The sequence below is a fragment of the Archangium sp. genome (genome assembly GCF_045802675.1).
In the GTDB taxonomy this organism is placed as follows: Bacteria; Myxococcota; Myxococcia; order Myxococcales; family Myxococcaceae; genus Archangium.
In genome coordinates this window covers 1-21710 of sequence record NZ_JBJMQO010000077.1, presented here as the reverse complement: position 1 = coordinate 21710, position 21710 = coordinate 1, and the positions used below count along the sequence as shown (strand labels likewise).

Here is a 21710-nt window from a genome sequence, read left to right as displayed (position 1 = left end):
GCGCTGGCACTGTGCGCGGGCTCACCCGAGGGGTGTGAAGCCGATCACCGCGCCCCCAACGCCCCTCGTCTCAGCCCGCCGTGCCGGGTTTGATCACCTTCTGCCAGGCGAAGCTGGTGGGCTTGCGCGCGAGCCGCTCCTTGCGGCGCTGCTCGGCCTCGCGGAAGGCCTCGCGCTCCTCCTCCGTCTCGATCTTCAGGGGCGGCACGGGGATGCGCTTGCCCTCCGAGGTAAGTGCCACGAAGGTGAGCAGGGCGCTCGTGGTGAGGCTCTTGTCTCCGGTGAGCGGGTTCTCCGCCGTCACCGTGACGCCCACCTCCATGGAGGTGCGGAACGTGGCGATGACGCGCGAGTGCAGCGTCACGTTCCAGCCCACCTTGATGGGGGCGTGGAAGTGCAGGTCGTCCATGGACGCGGTGACCACCACCTGCCGACAGTGGCGCTGGGCGGCGATGGCCGCGCACACGTCGATCCACTCCATCACCTTGCCGCCGAACGCGGTGTTCACCGAGTTGGCGTCCGAGGGGAGGATCATCTGCGTCATCACCACTTCGGAATCACGGGCGCTCTTGGCGGGGAGCTCGGACGGCTCGGACACGGGCAAACCTCAGGCGAGGAAGGTGGAGACCCGGTCGAGGAACTCCTCGCGTCCCCGGCCGGTGCGGATGTCCTGGTTCGTCACGTCCAGCACCAGGCAGTCCACGCCGTACTTGTTCTTCAGCACCATGGGGAAGGTGGCGTAGTAGCCGTTGAGGCCGCGGAGGAAGCCCTTGTCGATGCCCTTCTCCTCCTCGCGGCCGCGCTCGCGGATGCGTCCGAGCAGCACGTCCACCGTGGGCACGTCGAAGTAGATGACCTTGTCCGGCCGCACGATGCTGTGGGTCAGGCGCTGGAAGTACTCGAAGTACAAATCCAGCTCCTTGTTCGTCATGTGCCCCAGGCCGTGCAGGTACTTGGCGAAGATTTCCGGGTCCTCGTAGAGCGTGCGGTCCTGCACGCAGCTCTTCTTCACCGAGTGGATGAGCTCGTGGTGCTCGACGCGCCGGATGAGGAACTCGAGCTGCAGGGTGAAGGACCACCGCCCCATGTTGGCGTAGTAGTCCTTGAGGAAGCGGTTATCGATGACGGGCTCGTCGAAGAGCTCGAAGCCGAAGGTCTGGCTGATGATCTTGGCGGCCGTCGTCTTGCCCGCGCCGATGTTGCCCGCCAGGGCGACGAAGCGCCGGGGGCGGGGAGCCCGGACGCGGCGCAGCGTGTTGCGCTCGGGGGCCTCGGGCTCGGGGAGCGGAGGAGGCCTGGAGGCCACGGCCGGCTCGGGCGCGGCGGGAGTCAGTGCGGCGTCGGGAGCTGTCGTGGCCTTGTTGGCGGCGCGCTTGCGCTGGGGGGAGCGGGGCATACGGAGCAAGGGCCTAACGCGGCTTCGGGTGCTCGTCCAAGATTCGGCGGAGCAGATCCGGCCTGTCCGTCATGATGCCACCCACGCCATCGGAGATCAGCTGGCGCATCTCCCACGGGTCATCCACCGTCCACACATTGAGCCACTTGCCGTGGGTGTCCACGGCGCTCAGGAGGGCCTCGTCCACCAGGCGCACGCCGCCGAAGGTCAGCGGCATGTCCAGGACGGTGTAGCGCGCGTCTTCCGGCGGCTGCTCGCCCGCCCGCACCGTGAGTACGAAGGAGGCCAGCGCGTCGCGCGGGTAGAAGTGGCAGGCGTCCGGCATGGCCCGCGCCAGCCGCTCGCCCACCGAGTCCAGCTCGCTGCCCACGCACGAGCGCTCCAGGGCATTCTCCTCGCGCAGCACCTGGAAGAAGGCCTCCTCGATGCCCGGCACGTCCGGCTTCACCTCGATGTTGAAGCGCAGGGCCGGGAAGGCGCGCAGCAGCTCGCGCAGGGAGGGCATGTGCACGCCCTGGCCCCGGAAGGGGAAGGTGGCGCCCCCGTCCGGCGTGAAGGTGTGGCCGGCGTCCAGGCGCTGGAGCTCGGCCAGGCTGTAGTCCGCGACGTGGCCCACGCCATTGGTGCACCGCTCCAGGGTGTCGTCGTGGGCCACCACCAGCTCGCCGTCGCGGGTGAGGTGGACGTCCGTCTCCAGCACCTGGGTGTGGTAGCGCTCGACGGCCATGCGGAAGGCGGCCAGGGTGTTCTCCGGCGCGAGCAGCGAGCCTCCCCGGTGGGAGATGTGCAGGGTGGGGGAGAGGCCTCGGAAGTAGGGGTGCCTGGGGGGCGGCATGGGGCGCGTTCTCCGGTTCACCGGGGGCGGGGACCCTTCCTTGCCGGGGTTCTCGGCCCGCCGGTATAAGACCCGACATACGAGGTCGGAGGCGCGGCCCTTCTAGGAGTCCGGCGCCGGAAAATCCACAGGAGAACGTCACCGTGATTCCTCTGCGCAAGACGCTCCGTGCGGCGGCCCTGATCTCGGCCGCGGGAGGGCTGTTTCAGGGGTGTGGCTTCCAGCACCCGCGAGGCCGGACCGAGGCGGGGGGGACGCCGGGGTGCACGGGCGTGTGCAGCGCGGATGGTGGCTCCGTGGGGGACGCGGGCTCGCACGCCGATGCCGGGACGCAGGCGGATGCGGGCACGCTCCCGGCCCCCGTGGTGATGACGATCGCCGAGGCCCGGGCGAGTCCCTTCGACGGCAAGATGCGGGTGCTGCTCGAGGGCGTGGTCATCCACACCGTCGCGGACGTGGCGCAGCGCGTGGAGAACGGCGGGACGCAGGTGCGCGCGTCCTTCTGGGTGGCGGACCCGGCGCGTCCCGGCCAGGGCCTCTGGGTGCGCAAGGACTGGACGGACGTGCCCGAGAATTTCGTGCCCGAGGTGGGCCAGCGCGTGGACCTCACGGGGTGGATGCAGGCCGGGTCCGGGCTCGAGCCCTTCTCCGGCTACCGGGCGCACCTCGGCAACCCGAGCGCCTTCGGGGGCTCACCCGGGACGTTGGACATCCGCCGCATCGGCACGCTGGCGGTGCCCGCGGACAACCCCGTCGTCGCTGGCGGTTTCGGCAACGCGGACGGGGGCCTGGGCCGCCCCAACCCGGAGCTCCTGGGCACGCGGGTGTACGTTCCCGGGCCGCTCGTGCTGACCGACCCCACGCCCCAGGCCTTCCACCGCGTGTCGGCCGATCCGAAAGACAGCGTGTATTACGGCTTCGAGGTCTCCGGCGGCATCCTGGTGAGCAGCCAGAACACCTCGGGCGGCTCGCCCACGGACGGCGGCCCGGCGCGCTGCGACTGGCAGGCGCTCGTGCGCTCCGATGGGGGCACCGTCGTCTTCCCCCAGGGCATCCGCGGCGTGTGGGACACCTACACCTTCGTGCCCTGCCAGGACGGGGGCCTGGGCGCGTGCGCTCCGGACCCTCGGGGGGGCCAGGTGCCCGGGACGGAGCCGGCCGACGGCGGCCCCGGCAACCGGTACACCCACATCCTCTACCCCCGGGATTGCGACCGGGACCTCGCGGGCGAGTGGGATGCCGGAAACGGGGGCTCGGGCGGGTAGCCGGAAGGGGGTCTGGTCTGGTATCCCACCCCCGGGTTTCGACCCCACCACGCAGGTGGTGATTCCGGGTAGGCTCGGGAAGCACCTCGAGCTTTTTCACGTCGACCGACGTTCAGGGGGCCGCCATTCCCGAGAACTCTCCTCAGATTGCCACCCCCTTCGGCAAGTACGTGCTCATCAAGCGGCTCGCGATGGGCGGTATGGCGGAGATCTTCCTCGCACAGGAGCCTCCCCGGCCGGACCTGCTGGTCATCAAGCGGATCCTCCCGTACCTGTCCGAGGAGCCCGAGTTCGTCCAGATGTTCCTGGACGAGGCCCGCATCGCCGCGCAGCTGCACCACCCCAACATCGTGCAGCTCTTCGAGCTGGGGAAGATCAACGAGAGCATCTTCATCGCGATGGAGTACCTGGAGGGCGTGGACCTCCGGCGCATCATGGCGGAGGAGGCGAAGTTCTCGTCCGGGGTGCCCTACGCGGTGGCCGCGCGCGTCTGCGCCCAGGTGGCCGCGGGCCTCGAGCACGCGCACAACTCGAAGGGCGTGGATGGCCGTCCGCTGGGGCTCATCCACCGGGACGTCAGCCCGCAGAACGTGATGGTGACGTACAGCGGCGCGGTGAAGCTGGTGGACTTCGGCATCGCCAAGGCCGAGGCCCTCGCCGAGCGCAGCAAGCCGGGCGTCATCAAGGGCAAGTTCCTCTACCTGTCGCCCGAGCAAGTGATGCAGGAGCGGTTGGATCACCGCTCGGACATCTTCGCGCTGGGGGTGATGCTGTACGAAATCACCACCGGGCGCTCGCCCTACGCGCGGCCGACGACGGAGGCCATCCTCTACGCCATCCGCTTCGAGAACCCCTCGCCGCCCCACCTCATCCGCGACGACTATCCGCAGGAGCTGTCGCGCATCGTGATGAAGTGCCTGGTGAAGGACCGCAACCAGCGCTACCAGCGGGCGGCGCAGGTGCAGGCGGACCTGGAGGCCCTGCTGGCCTCGGGCACCATGCGCGGCAGCGATGACGTGCAGGCCTACGTCGCGCGGCTGCTGGGCGAGGAGGAGGAGCGCACGCAGCTCCACGTCCCCATCTCCAAGAACGCCGCCGCGTCGCAGCCCGCGCGCCTGGCGGCCCTCCCGCAGCGCCGCTCCAGCGCGCAGAACCTGCCCTCGGCGGTGGATCCCGACGAGGCGGACCCCGCCACGGAGATGGCCCGGCCGGCCGACCTGCTCGCCGCCGCCCTGGGCGAGGACGACGAGGACGAGCCCACCGCCATCCGCACCGCGCCCATGGGGCGTCCTCCCGAGCCCTCGGGCCCTCCGGGACGGGCCGCGCCTCGCACCGTTTCGGGCGAGTCCACCGTGCAGGACCGGGCGGCACGCGCTCCCGCCGCTTCGGCCCGGCGCCCCACGCCCATGGGCCGCAAGCCCGCCACCTCCGGCCCCGTGGCCGCGGTGGATCGCCGCCGGCCGCCTCCGGTGGAGGAGGACGACGAGTCGCAGCAGTCCATCTCCGTCACGGCCTCCACGGTGAATGATCGCACGCCCGTGCGTTCCCCCTCGGGCTTCCGGGACGAGGACTCCGTGGGCGACACCCACTCCGAGGTCTCGGATACGGAGGATCTGCTGCGCGGCGGAGGGCGTGCCTCCGCGGAAGACGCGGACGACGACGAGTCCACCGTCGGCTACGAGGCCCCCGCGCCCCGGACGAAACGTTCCGAGCCCAAGCCGCCGGCCCGGTCCGGTGGCTCGCGCGGCCTGCGCATGGTGATGGTCGCCCTCGTGACGCTGGTGGTGATGATCGGCGCGGGGGCCGCGTGGCTGTTCCTGCTCGCGCCCCCACCCGAGCGCGCTCCACGCCCCGTTCCCGCGGCCACCGGCACCCGCGAGACACCGCCTCCGGCCGGGCAGGACTCCGCCACCGAACCTCCCGCGTCCGCCACTGGAACTGGAACCGGCACGGGGACGGGTGCCACCGCGCCCACGACGGGGACGGGCACGGCTTCGGGCACCGGGTCCGCCACGGCCGAGCCGGGAACGGCGAGCGCGGCGGCCGATCCCGGGGCGACCGGAACGGCTCCGAGCACCGGGACGGCGACGGCCCCCACCGGCTCGGACTCGACGGTCACCCCACCGGACACCCAGGCGGCGGGGACTTCCGGGGCTCCGTCGGCTGGAACGGTCGCCGGGCAGGCGGGCTCCGGGGACACGCCCGTGGACCCTCCCCCCGCGGCGTCCACCCCCAAGGTCCGAGTCCAATTCAACACCCCGAGCGGCATGTCGTTGAAGGTGGACGGGAGTAAGGTGAAGTCTTCCGGACTCCAGGTCTCAGCTCCCACCACGCTGCGTGTCAGCGTCCGGTGTTCCAACAAGGGTCCTTGGAACCTCAAGGAAGTGTCCATCCCCGAAAACGCCCGGAACAGCTTCGTGGTGAAGATGAGTCGCCGGGATTGCCCGCAGAAGACCCGCCGGTGAGGGCTCCGGAGGGGGACATATGCGGTCAGCTCCCCCTCCGGCGGACAAGTGGGCAGGGGTAAGCGGGAGTGGATATAAGTCATTGGAATTCCAGGGGATTTGTCCCGCTCATCTCGTTTACACGTGTCAGACGGGTCCATAGAATCGGCCCCCGTCTATGGCGCGCGCGAACAAGAAGAAACTGACGAAGAAGCGGAGCTCGCCGGCGGGCCGGATTGCCCGCGAGCTGCCCGTGGCACCCGAGCCCAATCGGTTGCTGAAGGTCTGGCGTCGTGTGCTCGAGCGCCGGCTGCGCACCCGGCTGCGGGCACCCGTCGCGGTGGAGATTCACGACAACACTCACACGATGCTCACGTTCCAACGGGACCGGGCGCTGTGGCGGCTGCGGCTGCACCACATGTTCCTCACCTCGTCGGACGAGATCATCCAGGCGCTGGCCGACTACGTGCGCAACGGGGAGGCGGAGGCCAGCGCGAAGCTCGACAAGTTCATCGAGCGCAACAAGGTCTACATCCGCCGCATCTCCCCGGCGCAGATGCGCAAGCGCATGCGCCTGGAGCCGATGGGGCAGCACCACGACCTGGGCCGCATCTTCGAGCGGCTCAACGAGCGCTACTTCCGGGGCCGCATCGACGCGGCCATCACCTACGGGCCGGCGCCGCGCGTCACCCGGCCGCGCAAGAGCATCAAGATGGGCTCCTACTCGGCGGACTCGCGCGTCATCCGCATCCACCCGGCGTTGGATCAGCCGGTGGTGCCGCGCTACTTCGTGGAGTGGATCGTCTTCCACGAGATGCTCCACCACGTGTACCGCACGCGGCGGGGCGAGGACGGGCGGCGCTGCATCCACCCGCCCGAGTTCCTCGAGCACGAGCGGCGCTTCCACGACTTCTCGCGCGCGCAGGCCTGGGAGTTCGAGAACCTGGATCTGCTGCTGCGCGCGCGGGTGTCGGCGGCGTGAGGAGGGCCTCCCCTGGCCTCAGGGGAGGATGATGCCGCCGGGGCTGCGTCGCTCCGTCTCCGGCGGTTCGGTCCGGGCCTCCTGGGCGGCGCGCGCCCCCGCCCGGGCCTCCACCTGGTCCCGGGTGGACGGGGCGACGCGCTCGGCCAGGGTGAGGAGCAGGGCCTTCTCGTAGAGGCGCTCGGCGAAGCGCGAGGGAGGCTCGCCGGGGCCATGCATGAGCCTGCGGGCCTCGGCGCGGGCCACCTGGGCGGGGTGCTCCTTGCCCAGCCGCTCGAGGTGCAGCGCCATCTCCCACAGGCGGCCCGCGTAGAGCCGGCGCGGCTCCGCGGAGGCGAAGAAGGCGTGGGCCTGGGCGTGGGTGGCCTCGATGAGCTCCTCGTTGCGCTGGGCCGGGGTGAGGACCAGCGGGCTCGTCTCCAGCTCGTGCACCTTGAAGGCGAGCTTCTCCAGCTCGGCCACGGGGGGCAGCCAACCGCGCATCTCCGGCTCGTCGTGGAGCTTGTGGGCCTCGTTGGCGAGCCGCTCGTCGTCCGGCTCGGGCGGGGGCAGCTCCAGGGGCACGTCCCGGGGCTGCACGCCGAGGTGGCGCAGCACGGTGTCCAGGCCCTGCGGGAAGGCGGTGCGGGCGCGCTGGTTGAGCCCCACGGCGGCCGAGAGCCGCTCGAGCGCCTCGGCATGGGGCAGCTCCACGGCGGCGTCGGGGCCGGGGCTGGTGGCGTGCTTCACCACGCGGCGGTAGTCCCCGCGGCTGAGCTCCGTCACCTGGATGCGCGTCACGCCGTGCTCGTCCGAGTAGAGGAACTGGACGGCCTCCACCCCGCCGCCGCGCAGGGGACGGGCGATTTCGAGGACGCGCTCACCGGTGCCGTCGATGCTGGTGAGGAGCGCGGGGAGCGGCTCGGGGCCGGTGGTGACGGGGCGCGCGGGCTCGGCGGTGGCGGGCCGGGAGGGCTCGGCGACCTGTACGCCGCGCGAGCGCAGCCGGTAGAGCGCCTTCCTGGCCGCCTTGGCGAGCCCCTTGTGGCCCGAGCCCGCGAGCGACTCGGCGAGGGCGGCCTGGCCGGAGAGCACGGAGCCCTCGAGCAGGGCGAGCGCGAGCGGCTCGGGGAGGGCTTCGACCTCGGCGGGAGGCGCGGAGGCGGGCTCGGCCGCGAGCGAGCGGGCGCGCTGCACCGCGTCGGAGGGGAAGTCGGACAGCGCGGAGCCGGCGCGCAGAGCGTCCAGCAGCGAGCGCGAATCGGCCTCGGGGCTCTTGGTGGGCATGGCCGGGATGTAATGCACCTCACGCGGCGTGGTGAGGGCGGGGGAGGCCGCACGCGCGAGGGGACGACGACTGGCCGACACCTGGCGGGCGCGAGCGTTCAGCGGCGGCGCACGAGCCAGCTGTCGCCGGCCTGGGCGGCCACGGCCAGCTCCTGTTGGAGCCGGGCGCCGAAGATGCGCGAGGGGTGGACGCCGCGGACGAGGAAGTGGTCGTAGGCGGGGCCCTGGGTGGCGTAGTCGAAGTCGGCGGGCTGCCACTCGGAGGGGAAGGTGGGCGGGGGCGTGCCGCAGTAGCGCAGGGGGGAGTGGGGGGTGAGGGCGAAGCTGAAGTTGGTGCTGCCGCCGCGCGCGCGGGCGAGCTCCGCGGCGCCGTGGAGGAAGACGGGGTGGCGCACCACGCGCGAGCCGGCGTCGAAGATGAGTCCCATGACGCGGGGCTTCTGCGCGGTGGCCTCGACGAGGGTGTCCCACTCGGAGGCCTCGCGGGAGAAGGCGCGGAAGCCCTGGCCCAGCACGAGCGCGAGCAGGAGGGCGCAGCCGGCGCTGGCCCACAGCAGGGGGCGGCGCAGCGCGGGTCGTGTCACGGGCACGCTGGCCACGGCGAGCACGGCGGCGAGCTGCGCGTAACGGGTGTTCAGGTAGTAGATGTAGCCGCGGATGTCGAAGGGGAGCAGGAAGTAGAAGCCGAGCGCGAGGACGACGAGCCCCGGCAGGCGCAGGCGCGCGACGACGCCCTCGCCGCGCGAGTCCCCACGCACCACGCCGAGCACGACGGCGCACGCGGCCACCGCGCCCACGGCTTGGAGGGGCCAGCGGTCCGAGCCATCGCGCAGGAGGTTGGCGAGCACCTCGAGGAGCTCGGCGCGGTTCTGCTCGAAGCTCTTCCAGGCGAGGTTCTGCGGCGACAGCATGGGTCCCCAGGCCTTCCAGGGGGCACCGGTCTCCACCTCGGCGGGTTGGCCCAGGCGCAGCACCACCCACGCGAGGAAGAGGGTCACGCCGGGCAGCACGCCCAGGAGCGCGGGGAGGCGGGGCCGCAGGCGCGCCGCGAATCCTCTGACACCTCGCGCGGCGGGGTCGCCCGTGACGAGTCCTTTGACACCTGGTTCCTCGGGCACGGGCGTGGTGAGGAGCAGCCAGGGCAGGGCGAGTCCGAGGAAGGCGAAGGCCTGCACGTGGAAGAGCAGGACGGCGACGAGGGTGCCACCGAGCCAGGCGGCCCAGGTGCGGCGCCGGCCGGAGTCGGTGAGGGCGCGGACGAAGAAGCCGCAGCACAGCAGGGCCAGCGGCAGCGCGGCGAGGTAGTTGATGAAGCCCCACCCGAAGCTATCGCCGTAGGCCAGGGGCAGGGCGAGCAGCGAGGGCCACGTGGGGCGCCCGAGGCCGCGCAGCAGGAAGGCGAGCGACAGGGGCAGTCCCACCACGTAGGCGGAGAGGAAGAGGCGGTTGGCGGGCTCCAACGGCAGCAGCCAGTTGAGGAGGCTGACGGCGTAGTAGTAGCCGAGGTAGGGCGTCAGCTCGTGGCGTGCGGCGAAGAGCTGGGGGTAGAGGGTGGTCGGGTCATCCAGCCGGTGCAGCACGGAGATGAGGTGCAGGTGCTGGGGCAGGTCCACCATGGGCAGGTGCGAGGACACCCACAGCGGCAGGGCGCCCAGCACGAGGGCGGCGGCGTAGACGAGGCGATCGATTCGCGCGGACACAGGTGGCGCGGGACTGTACGTGGCGCCCCCTGCCGTCGCGAGCCTCGTGAGCAGCCCGCTCGGCCGCTGTGCGTGCCCGGCGCGGGGTGCACGGGGCCGCTCGCGCGGTTTGGACAGGTGGGAGTCGCTGGGATATAGCTGGAGGGCTGATTCGGGGCTTGTCCCTGTCACCCGGGAGGTACGTGGAGATGAAGCGCATCGGGATGACGCTGGCGGCGGCGGTGGTGGGCGGAGTGCTGCTCACGGCGGGCCAGGCGGGAGCGTGCGAGGGCCACCACGCCCAGAAGGCGGACGCCGTGCCCGCGCCGGTGGAGCCGGGCAAGCAGGAGGCGGCAACGCGCACCGAGCCGGCCCCGGCCGAGGCGAAGAAGGACGGCCCGGGTGAAATGCACGCGGCGAAGTGCCGGTGCGGCAGCGCGGCGGACTGCACCTGCAAGAAGGGCTCGTGCGAGTGCCCCAAGTGCAAGAAGCGTCACCAGGACGTGGTGCCGCCGCTCGAGGCCGAGGGCCGTGCCCAGGAGCCTCGCGAGGTACGCCTGGACGCCTCGGCGGGCGTCTTCATCTGACGGGCTTCTCCGCCTTCACCACGAGCAGTGGAGGCAGCTTCAACCGGGCGAAGCCCACCAGTCCCACGGCGGACAGGGCATCGCGCAGCTCCTCCTCCTCGCGCGGGTGGAGGCCGGCGCGGCGCTGAATGAAGGCGGTGGCCCGGCCCGGTGGCGTCCACGTGCTGGCCACGAAGCGGCCCCCGGGGCGCAACACGCGGCCCACCTCCAGCAGCAGCCGGCCCATGTCCTCGATGAAGTGCAGCGAGTGCGCCAGCAGCACCGCCCCCAGCGAGCCATCCTGGAAGGGCAGGTAGGGCGCCTCGGCGCGCAGGAAGTCCACCCGCACGCCGTCCTCGCGCGCCTGGGCCACGGACTCCTCGAGCATCGCCTGTGACACGTCCAGTCCCACCACGAGCGGCAGCTCCGGCTCGCGCGCCAGTCTCCGGGCGAAGAGTCCGGTGCCCGTGCCCAGGTCCAACACGGGCGCCTCGGGCTGGCCCAGCAGGGAGCGGTACAGGAGGTACTCGCTGTCGCGGTCCAGGGGCGGGGCGGCCAGGGCGCGCTGGAGGGCGGGGCGCACGTAGCGCTCGTAGGAGCGGGCGACGAGCCGCTGCTCCATTCCGCGCTGCGCCAGGGGCGAGGGGGCCGTCTCCAGCACCAGGTCCGCCACGCCCTCCGTCACCGGGAAGCTCGCGTGGCACTCGGGGCAGTGCAGGGGTCCGAAGACGAGCACCTCGGTGTCGTGCTCCGGCATCAGCCGGCCGCGCCGGCACCGGGGGCAGCGCAGCAGCTGAAGGATGGCGCGTCGCATACCCGGCAGAACCTAGCGCCGTTGAAGATTTGTTGGCCTCACTTCTCGACGTCGAGAAGTGGCGTATACCTTGTCCTACATTCCGCATCCAGGCAGCTGGAATGAGGCTGCGTCAGCTGGTGACAGAAGGCCGAATAAAGCGGGGCGGTCTCCTGCGGTGCCACGCGTCCGGCAGTTTGATGAAGAGCGCAGCGCTTGCAATGCAGAGCGCAGCCCCAATCATGAGCGCCAGCGGGTGGAACCCGAAGAACGGGCGGATGTGCCAACCGAAGCGACTGTTCAACCATTCGGGGAGTGACCCGTAGGCCACGATGCTCAGCATGCCTCCGACCATGAACCCGCCCCTTGCATACTCATGAAGCTCGCGTTGCGTTACCCCGTACACCACCTCTGACTGGCAGCCCAGGCAGACGCGGAGCCCATGCTCCACGGTGTTCCCGCAGAGAGGACATTCCCAGTAGCGGCCAATCGTCTCCGTTGGGCGTCGCATCTGCTCATGCGGCTGCGGGGCTGCGAGTTCTTCAAGCGCGAAATCCTCGGCGCGCATCCTCCATTCGCGCAGCAGGGCGACGGGGTACCTGCCTGGGTCCACGTCCACGAGGCGGCTACAGTTCTGGCATAGCCAGATGCCATTGCTGATGGAACTGCGTTGCTCGGGGGTTAGCGTAGGCTCGTACCGTGGGCCTCCGCGAGCTGCGGCGGTGATGTGTGCCGCAACTCCGATGCTGGTCACCCGCTCCGGATCGAGATTGGGTCCTGAGGTCGAACAACGGCAGCCAGGGTTGGAGCAGCGATTCCCCGCTCGCTCTTGAAGCGCTCGTCTCACCTTGGGTGGGAACTCATCGCGAGCTTCCGACATATGCCGCGTCATTATCAGGGTCTGCAGCCATCGGAGCAAACACCGTCCTCTGTTCTGGACGGTTCGTCGCGTTCGTAGACCGGTGGGACCGTCGGTTCTCTGCATAACCGGCGGACTTGAAAGGCTTCTTCCGTTGGCCCACGACGTGCTCATGGGCATGTCCAGCTTGGCCGCAATCAGGCAGCCAGCGCAGAGGGGGAACCCACATGACGACCCATCCCGCAGTCGGTACCGATATGTCGCTCGACCAGATCAAGGACACCATCAATGGCCTGGTCCAGCAGGGCAATACCGGCGCTCACCAGATCGGCGTCCTCTACAACTACGTCGTGGACAACCGGTTGGCGATCAACGCCGGCTACAAGGACGCGCGGACGTACTTCAACCAGAACATCAAGGCGATCTCGCAGGCGACCTTGAGTCTGTACGGCCGCGTGGCCAAGGCCTTCCCGGAGGCGACCTGCACCCAGTACGGCCCCCACAAGCTGCGGGCCCTGCTCGTCTACGCGCAGGAGACCGGCATCGTACTGGCGGCGGGTGAGGATCCGGGCCCCGTGGTCATCGACGTGCCGCAGGACGATGAGACGGTGGCGAAGCAGCCCTTCGCGGAGTGCAGCGTGGATGACGTGGAGCGGGCCACCAGGTCCAAGAAGGCTCCGCCCAAGGTGCAGGTCCCGGTGACGGACCAAGCGCGTCTCCTCTTCATCACGCACAGCATCACACGGGCTTTCTCTGGGGTCGCGCCCGTTCGCCTGACCTCGCGCAACAGCGAGGGCCAGACGCTCATCAGCGTCCAGGATGTGCCGATGGGCAAGCTGAAGCTGTTCATGCAGGCGATGCAGGAGGGGCTGGAGGCCGAGCCCTCCTCGGGGGCTTCGGCGAAGCACGCCGCCGCGTGATGTGAGTCGGCCAGACGGGGAGGGGGCCTGGCAATGACCGTGGCATGTCTCCCTCCCCGTTCTCGGCGGTGTGGTCGCGACTCCCCCCGCTTTGCGGTAGACGCCCCCCATGAACGAGAAGCTGCAACGTCACTTGGGGGATGCGGCCCGGGCTGCCCGGCTCCGGTTGGGACTCACGCAGGCGGAGGTGGCGGCCAAGGTCGACCTGGAGCCGGGTGTTTACGGCCGAGTCGAGCGAGGGGGGATGATGCCCAGCGTGCCTTCATTGCGGCGCATCTGTCTGACCCTGGGCCTCTCCGCGGATGTTCTCCTGTCCCTGCAGGGGCTGTCATCGGCGACTCCCGTGGAGCCGCCTCCACCCACGCCGGGCGAGCACCCTGAACTGAGCCGCATCATCCACATCTTGCGTGACTGGCCCCCGGAGCAGTTGGGGCTGGTGCGCAAGTTGCTCGAGGTTGCTGACTCCACGCTCAAGCCTTGAGTTGCTCGACGGCAGGTTCCTCCTCTGGAGTGGGTGGCTTCTGCTGTCCAGGGAGCTTGGCAAGTGCGAGCACCATGGCGTGGACGGCCGCGAGATGCGGTTCGTCCAACGCACGCAAGGTGCGAATCAGGCGGCTCAGCTTCGGTGAGTCCTTCTGGACCGGCGTCGAGGGCTGCGACCACTGCGCGGATTCGTGGCCGTCAATCGCCAGGGCGGCATTGGCATCCACCTGGAGCACCATGCAGAGGCGGCGCAGGCTGCGGACACTGGGGCGCGTGTTTCCCCGCTCTATCCGTCCGTAGACTTCGGTGGCCAGCCCCACCCGCTCCGCCACTTCTGCCTGGGTCAGCCCCGCCTGTTGCCGGGCGGCGCGGAAGGTCTCTCCCAGGTGAACGGATAGCTTCTTCTTCTGGCTCGTCGTTTTGGGGGTGTCCATGGGGACTGGCTAGTGCTGGGGTTTGTTCTTCCAGGCCATCGCGTCCTCCTCCGGGGTGGGAACGACTCCCTTCTCGGCCGGGAAGACGTGCGTCTCGTCGGGGGATTTCTTCTTGAAAACGAGCGCGGCCAGTTCCGCCGCTGCCTCCGGTGCCCCGAAGGGCTTGGCCTGTTGCAGGTACGACAGCAGGTCCGCGCGCAGCTCGGCGCCCGTCTGGTAGCGGTCCGCTGGATCGGAGCGCAGCATCTTGTGGACGATGCGCTTGAGCTGACCGGGGACGTGAGGGGCCGCCCGCTCCACGTCTTCCGGGCCGAAGCGTTGGATGCGGTTCGCCAACTCACCAGCGCTCGTCCAGGCCAGGCGCTCCGGACGGACACGGGCGTTGTACCGGGCCACCGCTGGGTCCTCTGGGGGAAGCTGGGCCACGTCCGGGGGATCCAAGGGGTAGTGGCCGGCCAACATCTCCAGCAGCACCATTCCCAGTGAGTAGAGATCCGCTCGGCCATCTGGCGGTTGGAGGCGCATCAACTCCGGGGCGCCGTAGGCCACGTCCGCCCGCAGCACATGCGGGGCGGTAGGGGTCCGTCCCGTCAGTTCCGACCACGCCACACCGAAGTCGGTCAGCTTCACCTGGCCTTCGAGGCCCAACCGGATGGTCATGGGGCTCACCGCCCGGTGCACGACATGCAGCGGCTGGCCCTTCTTGTCCGTGCAATGCCAGGCGTAGTGGAGCGCGTCGGCCAGGGCCACGGCGATGTAACAGGCCAGAGAGGGAGACAGCTTGTGGCGGCGCTCGAGCGCGGTGCCGATGGCGGTGTCCAGGAAGCATCCCGGCAGGAACTCCGTCACCACGTAGGGCCGCCCGTCGTACTGCTCCAGTCCATACACCTGGGCGATATGGGGGTGGTGGAGGTGCGCGGCGAGTTGCACTTCCTCCAGGGCCCGCTGGCGGCGCTCCAGCTTGGGCGGCAGGACCACGCGCCGGAGGAGGACGTCGCTCGGGGGCTCGCCTCCCCGGAGCGCAGTGCGCCTGGCGAGCACCATGTTGTCGATGAGCGGGCGCACGTACTCGTAGCGATAGTCGGCTCCTTGGAAGAGGAGGTTGCGCGGGCCTTGGGGTCGGATGGGGGCCTCGGAAGTGCGCGGTGTATCCATGGAAGATTCCTCGGAGGTTTGAGCGGGAGCTGGGAGCGGCATCACCGGACGCGTGGGCGCATCCTCGGGAGCGCCGTCCGGCCGGAGCAGAGGATGAGACGCCAGGTAGGAAGATGTTCACCCCGAGTCCGGCTCATGAGTGTCTTTCTGTTCATACAGGTTGTCTTTTCATGGTCGGGTGTTCAATCAAGTAGCATGGCGGCCCGCACAAGAAAAGGCCCGCCAAACTGGAGAGGTAGGAGGGGAGGCGCTACCGTCGAGGGTAGGACACGCCTATTGTGCTGGATGGCCCTTCACCGACGCAGGGGCGTGCACGGGGCCATGTGGAACACCGATTCCGGGCAAATGGAACGCACCCTGGAGGTGGGTGGAGGAGTGGGCAACCCAGTGGAGCGTTGGCGGTGCTGGACGAGCCGCCGCCTCTCTTCGCACCGTCCCGTTAGTAGACGATGCGGTTGAACTTCTCGACAACGGCTCGGAACTCTTCAGGCGTGGCATCGTATCGCTTCGCCTCGGCGGGGGCGAAGAACGTCAGGGCCTTGGTAGGAGGCGGTTGGTCGTACAGGTCCTCGATCACAACAGAGCCAAAGCGCCCGGGCCACTGGACACTGTTGAGCTCACGTGCTCGCCCGATGGGGTCCAGGATGGTGAAGCAGGGCCACTTGGGAAAGCGGATGGTGGAGGGGTCGCACCCCATGATGCGGCATCCGTCCATGCAGGCCTCGGTGAAGTCGCAATCCTTGATGGACCCATGCTTCGCCCGCTCTGAGTAGTCGGGCCAGTGTCCGAAATCGCAGCCCGTCAGGCGCCCCTTGAACCGGCACCCCTTGAGGGAGGCGAACACCCATTGCTGGTGGTTCTTCAATTCCTGTTTCACCTCGAAGGCACAGTCGATGAACCGTGCTCCCAGAATGATCAGGTTCCTGGCGGAGACCTTCAAGGTGATGGTGCAGTTGCGCAGCGACAGGTCAGGACCCAGAAAGTAGAGCGAGTTCTTGTCCGTCAGCTCCAGACGCTCGTTTTCAATCTCCTTGTTCTCGATGAGGACGTTCTCCAGCCACGCCATGGCTGCCCCTTTTAGAAGGTGAGCATCCGGAAGAACTCGCCCGCTAGGCGTCGGCCATGACGTGCTAGGTTCGACTCCGTGCCGGAGAGAATCTCGTACTTGAGCCCTCCAGGCGAGAGATCAACCACGTCGACGCCATGATGGTTGAACCGAAGGCGTCCTGGTAACACGGCTTTGACCTCCTCCTGGACGAAGCGCCCCCGGGCCTCGCGCTCCAACAGGCGTGCTAGCCAGTATTTGCCCTGCTTTTCTGCATCTCTGATGGCGGCTTTCTCCTGTTGGCTGAGGCGGTGAGGCCCCCATTTCTTGGCGGCGTTGTTGACCGCCTCCTGGCGCATGTCGCCCACCTTGTCCTCGGCGGGAATGTCGGCCACGGACTTGCCGGGGGGAAGATGCCATCGTTGCCCATCACTGAGCTGAACCTGCCGGTTGCCGCCCCGGTGGCGGATGACGGTTTCCGCGGAGCGGCCTCCTCGGGCCGTCTCCCGCCCAGGCCCATGCCCCTTCTTGAGCATGACGATGGCCAAGGGGCCCTGCGGGGAGGTGGCCACCTCCTCCGTCGCCGCCACGGCCCTGGCCAGGGCGCCTTCCGTCTCGAGCGTCGCCTCCACAGCCTCCGCGTGCGCCATGACGGCGGCGCCGCCCTGCGCGTCGAATTGCTCCGCCGCGAGGGTGAAGCCCGGCAGGGACTTGAGCCGGGGCAGCACCTGCCCCAGCGTGTGCCCGGCCAATGTGGAGACAGCGAGAATCATCGCGCGCGCCGCGTCCTCGCCCAGCACCTTGCCGAAGTCCTCCCCGGCCGCGCGCAGCTCGTCGAAGGTGGAGGCCTCACCGGCCGCCATCACCAGACGGGCCCAGCCGTCCATGAGGCCGTACACCGTGCTCAGGCCCAGGTAGCCCATGAGAATGACGGTCAGGCTGGCGGCCAGGAGCTTGGTCGTCGGCTCGGGGACTACCCACATCATGCAGTAGAGGGCGACCGTCCAGACGACCATGGACACGAGGGCCTGCACGCTGAACAGCTCGGCCTTGAGTGCCTGCTGCGTCTCGTCGAGCACCCGGCCGAAGGCCAGGGCGAGGGCGAAGGTGTAGCGGTCATCGGCCTTCAGGTAGGGCCCATCGTCCAGCAGACGCAAGCAGTCGCCGCCGCCCTGGGGGGCGCACCATTGGAGGTACTGCTGCTTCAGGGCCTCATGGGCTGCGGGGGTGAGGGACACCGGCCCCTCTTGCTTCTCCGGCACCAGCGAGTAGCCCTGGCCCCGGTACGTCTCCAGGTTCCACTCTCCCATGCTCGCCACCGTCTCCACCTCCTGCTCCTGCTGTTTGGACATGCGCAGTAACTCCAGGGCGGCCTCGCGTGGCGTGCGCTGCCCCAGCCGCACGTCCTGGCTGAGCCGTTGGAAGGTCCGCTGGAAGTCCGCCTTGGGAATGGGCACGGGCCGGGTGGCGACAGTGCCGGGCTCCAGGAAGGCTGCGACGTATACGGCGGCCTTCTCGAGGCCGGGCTCCGCGGATGGGGGCACACGCGCCTTGGGGGCAGGCGGAGGCGTGAGGGACGAGTGCTCAGCGACAACTACACCTCCCCAGCAACGACAACTACACCTCCCCATCCTGAGTGACGGCAGCCGTCGGTAGAAACCCGGTGACTTCCGAGGTTCGGATGGGCGGGTGAGGACGACGGATGCCCAGGTGAGGAAGCTGATGGAAGAGATGGCGAAGCACGGTCGCATCGGGCTGGCGTCGGCCCGGGCGGGGATGGACCGCAAGACGGCACGCAAGTACGTGAAGGAGGGGAAGTTCCCCTCGGAGCTCGAGCAGGAGCGCACCTGGAGGACGAGGGACGACCCCTTCGAGGAGCAGTGGGCCAGCCTGGCCGAGCGGCTGAAGGAGGCGCCGGAGCTGGAGGCCAAGACGCTCTTCGAGGAGCTGTGCGCTCGGGAGCCGGGACGATACAAGCCGGGGCAGCTGCGCACGTTGCAGAGGCGAGTACGCCAGTGGAGAGCGCAGCAGGGGCCGGAGAAGCGGGTGTTCTTCGCCCAGGAGCATCGGCCCGGGGAAGCGATGCAGACGGACTTCACCTGGGCCAGTGAGTTGGGGGTGACGGTGGGAGGGCAGGCCTTCGCGCACCTGCTGTGCCACCCGGTGCTGCCCTACTCCAACTGGGAATGGGCGACGGTGTGCCACTCGGAGTCCATGGCGGCCATCAAGCGCGGGGTGCAGGCGGCCGTCTTCCGGCTGGGGAAGGTGCCGCGCTACCACCAGACGGACAACTCCACCAGCGCCACGCATGACCTGCGCAACGGCAAGCGAGGCTTCAACGCGGAGTACCTCGCGCTCATGAAGCACCTGGGCATGGAGCCGCGCACCATTGAAGTGGGGAAGAAGGAGCAGAACGGGGACGTGGAGGCGCTCAACGGCGCGCTCAAACGTCGGCTGTTGCAGCACCTGCTGATGCGCGGCAGCCGGGATTTCGAGAGCGCCGCGGCGTACGAGAGCTGGGTGCAGGGCGTGCTGGAGAAGGCCAACCGGTTGCGTGCAGCGAAGGTGGAGGAGGAGCTGGCGGTGATGAGGCCGCTGTCGGTGCAGCGGCTGGTGGAGTACAGCGAGCAGGAGGTAGTCGTCACGGCGTGGAGCACCATCCGGGTGCAGCACAACACGTACTCGGTGCCCTCGCGGCTGGTGGGCCAGCGCGTGCGAGTGCGCGTGTACGACGACAGGCTGGAGGTGCTGCACGCGGGAAAGCCGCAGCTGGAGGTGGACAGGCTCGTGGGTCGCAACGGGCACCGAATCAACTACCGGCACATCATCTGGTCGCTGGTGCAGAAGCCTGGGGCCTTCGCGCAGTACCGCTACCGCGAGGACCTCTTCCCCTCGCTGGTATTGCGCCAGGCGTACGACGAGCTGCAGCGGGTGCACGAGGGGAGAGCCGCGGACGTGGAGTACCTGCGGATTCTTCACCTTTCGGCCTCCACGCTGGAGGCGCAGGTGGAACAGGTGCTGGCGCGGCTGCTGGCCGAAGGTGGGCTGCGCGGTGCCGAGCAGGTGAAGACGCTGGTGGCGCCGGCCCGGCCCGAGGTGCCCGAGCTGGCACAGCCCGAGGTGGACCTGAGCAGCTACGACGCACTGCTGGTGGAGCAGCGGGAGGTGGCCTCATGAGCACCACCTCCACTTCCCTGCGAGCAGCGGCAACGGCCGAGGGCGAGCAGCAGCAGACGCTGGCCATGCTGCTGCGAGCGCTGAAGCTGCCGGCATTCGCAGCCCACCACGAGGAGCTGGCCAGGCGCGCCGGGCAGGAGGGCTGGACGTGCCCGCACTACCTGCGTCAGCTGGTGGAGCTGGAGCTGAGCGAGCGCCGGGGCCGGCGGATAGAGCGGCTGCTCAAGGCCTCGGGGCTGTCCACGGACAAGACGCTCGCCACACTCGAGCAGGAGAAGCTGCCAGCCAAGGTGCGCCGCCAGCTACCGGCCCTGTGCGAGGGCGGCTTCGTGGAGCGCGCGGAGAACGTGCTGGCCTTCGGACTGCCGGGGCGCGGCAAGACGCACGTGGTGAGCGCCATAGGCCACGAGCTGGTGCAGCGCGGTTACGAGGTGCTCTTCGTCCCGGCGGTGCTGCTGGTGCAGCGACTGCTCCTGGCCAAGAAGAACCTCCTGCTGGAGAAGGAGCTGCGACGGCTGGACGGGTACGACGCGGTCATCATCGACGACATCGGCTACATCCAGCAGGACAGGGAGGAGATGGAGGTGCTGTTTACCTTCCTGGCCCAGCGCTATGAGCGCAGGAGCGTCCTGATTACGAGCAACCTGGTGTTTTCGCAGTGGGACAGGATTTTCAAGGACGCGATGACGACAGCGGCGGCAATTGACCGGGTGGTGCACCACGCGCTGATTCTGGAGCTCACCGGCGACAGCTACCGCAGCGAGAAGGCGAAGAGCCGGGAGAGCACCGACAAGGCCCCACGCAAGGCGGCTGGGGACGAGTAACAGCCTGTCCACAGGTTTTGAGTCTCCCCCAGGCCCCCCTCATCTACAGCCCTGTCCACAGCACAGGAGGTGACTGAGCCAGAGACCCCGGTGAACGTGACGACGACTACGGCGACGACGAAGTGAACGCAGTCAGGACATCAACCCGATGGGGAAGTGTAATTGTCGCCAAGGGGAAAAAGTAATTGACGCTGGGCAGACGAGTAGCGGTAGCCCGGCGTGAGGCCGCCCCAGGGAGCCCTCGTGGCACAGGCGGACTGAATGAAGAAGAAGAGGAGCAACCAGGCGCCCAGCGCGGGGCGCCACTGCGCGCCGGGGAGGCGTGGGCGGGGAAGACGAGGGACCACGGCACACCTCCAGCGGACCGCACAGGCCACACTCCGGTTTTGCTGGATTCAACGGGAGTATAGAGGTGCGGGTCAAGCTGGAGGGTTGGGAGGTTCGTGCAGGACGTAGCAGGTCTCATGGGGCCTGCGCGAGCGGGCTATGGGAACGTCACGTCACCGAGGGTGACGGCGCGCGTCGCGTCCTCGCCCCAGAGAGTGAGGGTGTACGGGCCCTGGGCCTCCGTGGGTTCGGCCTGCGCCTCCACCACCACGCGGCCCGGCACCGGGCCTGGGAGGATGGGCTCCGGCTGCCAGAGCGGCAGCAGCTTCAGTACCTCGCCCCGGGCGTCCCGCAGCACCGCGCCCACCGCCGTCCAGGGGCGCGTGCCGGGATTCGTCAGCTTCACCTCCACCGCCACCCGTCCCTCGGCGCGGGAACTGCGGATGCCGTGAAGGGCGAGCGCGTTTCCCTTCTGCCGGGTGACGCTCGTCGAGAGTGCTTTGACGGCAATACCCTCCTCGCCCACCAGCCCCGAGGCGATCATGCCGCGCAACCCGTCCGGCACGGTACGCTCGGCGCGCAGCTGCCCTACCTCCGCCTGGCAGCGCTGGGTTTCGGCCGTGGCCGCCGCGGCCTCCTGCTGGAAGGAGGCCACCGGGCGCGCACGGCGGAACACCTCCACCCGCCGGGGCGAGAGGGCCGGGTGGGCCACCAGCAGGAACACCGCGCTCTCGGGGGTCGCGCCGTCGGCGAAGCGCACCACCACCCGGAACACCTCGCCGGGCACCACGTCGTCGGGCGGCACCACCGTGAAGCTCCGTGCGCCCACGGAAACGTCCTCGAAGCGCTCGCGCCCCTGGAGGTCCACCGACTCTGGCACGAGCGGGAAATTGAACTGGAACGTGGTGGGCAGGTGCAGGCTGACGCACACCACCCGCGCTCGCTCATCGGGTACGGCTTCCAGCTCGAAGTGGGGGCTTGCCGCCTCACACCCGGCGAGGAGGGGGGCTTCAACGGCGCCGGGCGGTGCGGCGAGGAGCGCCAGCGCGAGGAGGCTGGCCGGTGACGCGAGGAGCACGGAAGTCAACCTCCAAGGGGTGACGGTCGGTGGAGACCCGAGACGTTGGCCTCTACCACACCACCCCGTGCCCGTGCCCGTGCTGCCCGGTAGCGGGCTACCGGATACTCGGGACGGCCCTACTCGAAGCGGCGTACCGCTCTCACGCGCTCGGTGGACCAGACGACAGCGGAGTCCGAGGG

Annotated in this window: 19 protein-coding genes; 8 read left to right on the top strand and 11 right to left on the bottom strand. The window is 69.4% G+C overall.

Annotated elements, in window-relative coordinates; genetic code table 11:
• Nucleotides 1–70: 70 nt before the first annotated feature.
• The 3 genes from ACJ8AN_RS21335 to ACJ8AN_RS21325 all read right to left on the bottom strand — a co-directional run bounded on the left by ACJ8AN_RS21335 (nt 71) and on the right by ACJ8AN_RS21325 (nt 2231).
• Nucleotides 71–544, bottom strand: a complete 474-nt coding sequence (locus ACJ8AN_RS21335) for an acyl-CoA thioesterase (RefSeq protein ID WP_407757418.1) — start codon at nt 542–544, stop codon at nt 71–73.
• 63 nt (nt 545–607) lie between these two features.
• Entirely contained in the window at nt 608–1396 is a 789-nt protein-coding gene (locus tag ACJ8AN_RS21330) for a deoxynucleoside kinase (protein WP_407757254.1), read from the bottom strand.
• Nucleotides 1397–1409: 13 nt separating this feature from the next.
• Nucleotides 1410–2231 carry a glycerophosphodiester phosphodiesterase gene (locus ACJ8AN_RS21325; RefSeq protein ID WP_407757253.1) on the bottom strand — a complete coding sequence of 274 codons (822 nt, stop codon included), beginning with the start codon at nt 2229–2231 and terminating at the stop codon, nt 1410–1412.
• 143 nt (nt 2232–2374) lie between these two features.
• Between ACJ8AN_RS21325 and ACJ8AN_RS21320 the strand changes: the two genes are divergently transcribed.
• From ACJ8AN_RS21320 to ACJ8AN_RS21310, 3 genes are all read left to right on the top strand, one after another.
• Nucleotides 2375–3496, top strand: coding sequence for a hypothetical protein (locus ACJ8AN_RS21320; protein ID WP_407757252.1), 1122 nt, complete (start codon nt 2375–2377; stop codon nt 3494–3496).
• A 170-nt stretch (nt 3497–3666) separates the two neighbouring features.
• Nucleotides 3667–5961: a protein kinase domain-containing protein gene (locus tag ACJ8AN_RS21315; RefSeq protein ID WP_407757251.1), complete on the top strand. Its 2295-nt coding sequence runs from the start codon at nt 3667–3669 to the stop codon at nt 5959–5961.
• A 157-nt stretch (nt 5962–6118) separates the two neighbouring features.
• The gene (locus ACJ8AN_RS21310; RefSeq protein ID WP_407757250.1) at nt 6119–6922 is read left to right on the top strand and encodes a hypothetical protein; all 804 of its coding nucleotides are present in this window, start codon (nt 6119–6121) and stop codon (nt 6920–6922) included.
• 18 nt (nt 6923–6940) lie between these two features.
• Here the strand turns inward: ACJ8AN_RS21310 and ACJ8AN_RS21305 are convergent, their stop codons facing one another.
• Both ACJ8AN_RS21305 and ACJ8AN_RS21300 read right to left on the bottom strand, forming a co-directional pair.
• Nucleotides 6941–8188, bottom strand: coding sequence for a hypothetical protein (locus ACJ8AN_RS21305; RefSeq protein ID WP_407757249.1), 1248 nt, complete (start codon nt 8186–8188; stop codon nt 6941–6943).
• A 98-nt stretch (nt 8189–8286) separates the two neighbouring features.
• The gene (locus ACJ8AN_RS21300; protein ID WP_407757248.1) at nt 8287–9888 is read right to left on the bottom strand and encodes a hypothetical protein; all 1602 of its coding nucleotides are present in this window, start codon (nt 9886–9888) and stop codon (nt 8287–8289) included.
• Nucleotides 9889–10076: 188 nt separating this feature from the next.
• On the opposite strand from ACJ8AN_RS21300, the gene ACJ8AN_RS21295 reads away from it, so the two are divergent.
• A complete protein-coding gene (locus ACJ8AN_RS21295; protein WP_407757247.1) occupies nt 10077–10454 on the top strand; it encodes a metallothionein in 378 nt (125 codons plus the stop codon).
• Here ACJ8AN_RS21295 and ACJ8AN_RS21290 read toward each other — a convergent pair.
• On the bottom strand, nt 10447–11247 hold the full coding sequence (locus ACJ8AN_RS21290) for a methyltransferase domain-containing protein (protein WP_407757246.1): 801 nt from the start codon (nt 11245–11247) through the stop codon (nt 10447–10449). The genes ACJ8AN_RS21295 and ACJ8AN_RS21290 overlap by 8 nt on opposite strands.
• A gap of 1065 nt (nt 11248–12312) precedes the next feature.
• On the opposite strand from ACJ8AN_RS21290, the gene ACJ8AN_RS21285 reads away from it, so the two are divergent.
• The gene (locus ACJ8AN_RS21285) at nt 12313–13005 is read left to right on the top strand and encodes a hypothetical protein (protein WP_407757245.1); all 693 of its coding nucleotides are present in this window, start codon (nt 12313–12315) and stop codon (nt 13003–13005) included.
• A 109-nt stretch (nt 13006–13114) separates the two neighbouring features.
• Nucleotides 13115–13486: a helix-turn-helix domain-containing protein gene (locus ACJ8AN_RS21280; RefSeq protein ID WP_407757244.1), complete on the top strand. Its 372-nt coding sequence runs from the start codon at nt 13115–13117 to the stop codon at nt 13484–13486.
• On the opposite strand, the gene ACJ8AN_RS21275 is transcribed toward ACJ8AN_RS21280, so the two are convergent.
• The 4 genes from ACJ8AN_RS21275 to ACJ8AN_RS21260 form a co-directional block, all read right to left on the bottom strand.
• Entirely contained in the window at nt 13476–13922 is a 447-nt protein-coding gene (locus ACJ8AN_RS21275) for a helix-turn-helix domain-containing protein (protein WP_407757243.1), read from the bottom strand. The genes ACJ8AN_RS21280 and ACJ8AN_RS21275 overlap by 11 nt on opposite strands.
• Before the next feature lie 9 nt (nt 13923–13931).
• Complete coding sequence (locus ACJ8AN_RS21270) at nt 13932–15077, bottom strand: serine/threonine-protein kinase (protein WP_407757242.1); 1146 nt, start codon at nt 15075–15077, stop codon at nt 13932–13934.
• Nucleotides 15078–15516: 439 nt separating this feature from the next.
• Nucleotides 15517–16143 carry a hypothetical protein gene (locus ACJ8AN_RS21265; RefSeq protein WP_407757241.1) on the bottom strand — a complete coding sequence of 209 codons (627 nt, stop codon included), beginning with the start codon at nt 16141–16143 and terminating at the stop codon, nt 15517–15519.
• Nucleotides 16144–16154: 11 nt separating this feature from the next.
• Nucleotides 16155–17666, bottom strand: a complete 1512-nt coding sequence (locus ACJ8AN_RS21260) for a hypothetical protein (protein ID WP_407757240.1) — start codon at nt 17664–17666, stop codon at nt 16155–16157.
• Nucleotides 17667–17811: 145 nt separating this feature from the next.
• On the opposite strand from ACJ8AN_RS21260, the gene istA reads away from it, so the two are divergent.
• On the top strand, nt 17812–19299 hold the full coding sequence (gene istA / locus ACJ8AN_RS21255; protein ID WP_407757239.1) for an IS21 family transposase: 1488 nt from the start codon (nt 17812–17814) through the stop codon (nt 19297–19299).
• Nucleotides 19296–20123 (top strand): IS21-like element helper ATPase IstB, encoded by an 828-nt coding sequence (gene istB, locus ACJ8AN_RS21250; RefSeq protein WP_407757238.1) that lies wholly within the window; start codon nt 19296–19298, stop codon nt 20121–20123. Before istA ends, istB begins: the two co-directional genes overlap by 4 nt.
• A 484-nt stretch (nt 20124–20607) precedes the next feature.
• Here the strand turns inward: istB and ACJ8AN_RS21245 are convergent, their stop codons facing one another.
• On the bottom strand, nt 20608–21528 hold the full coding sequence (locus ACJ8AN_RS21245; protein ID WP_407757237.1) for a DUF2381 family protein: 921 nt from the start codon (nt 21526–21528) through the stop codon (nt 20608–20610).
• Nucleotides 21529–21710 lie beyond the last annotated feature (182 nt).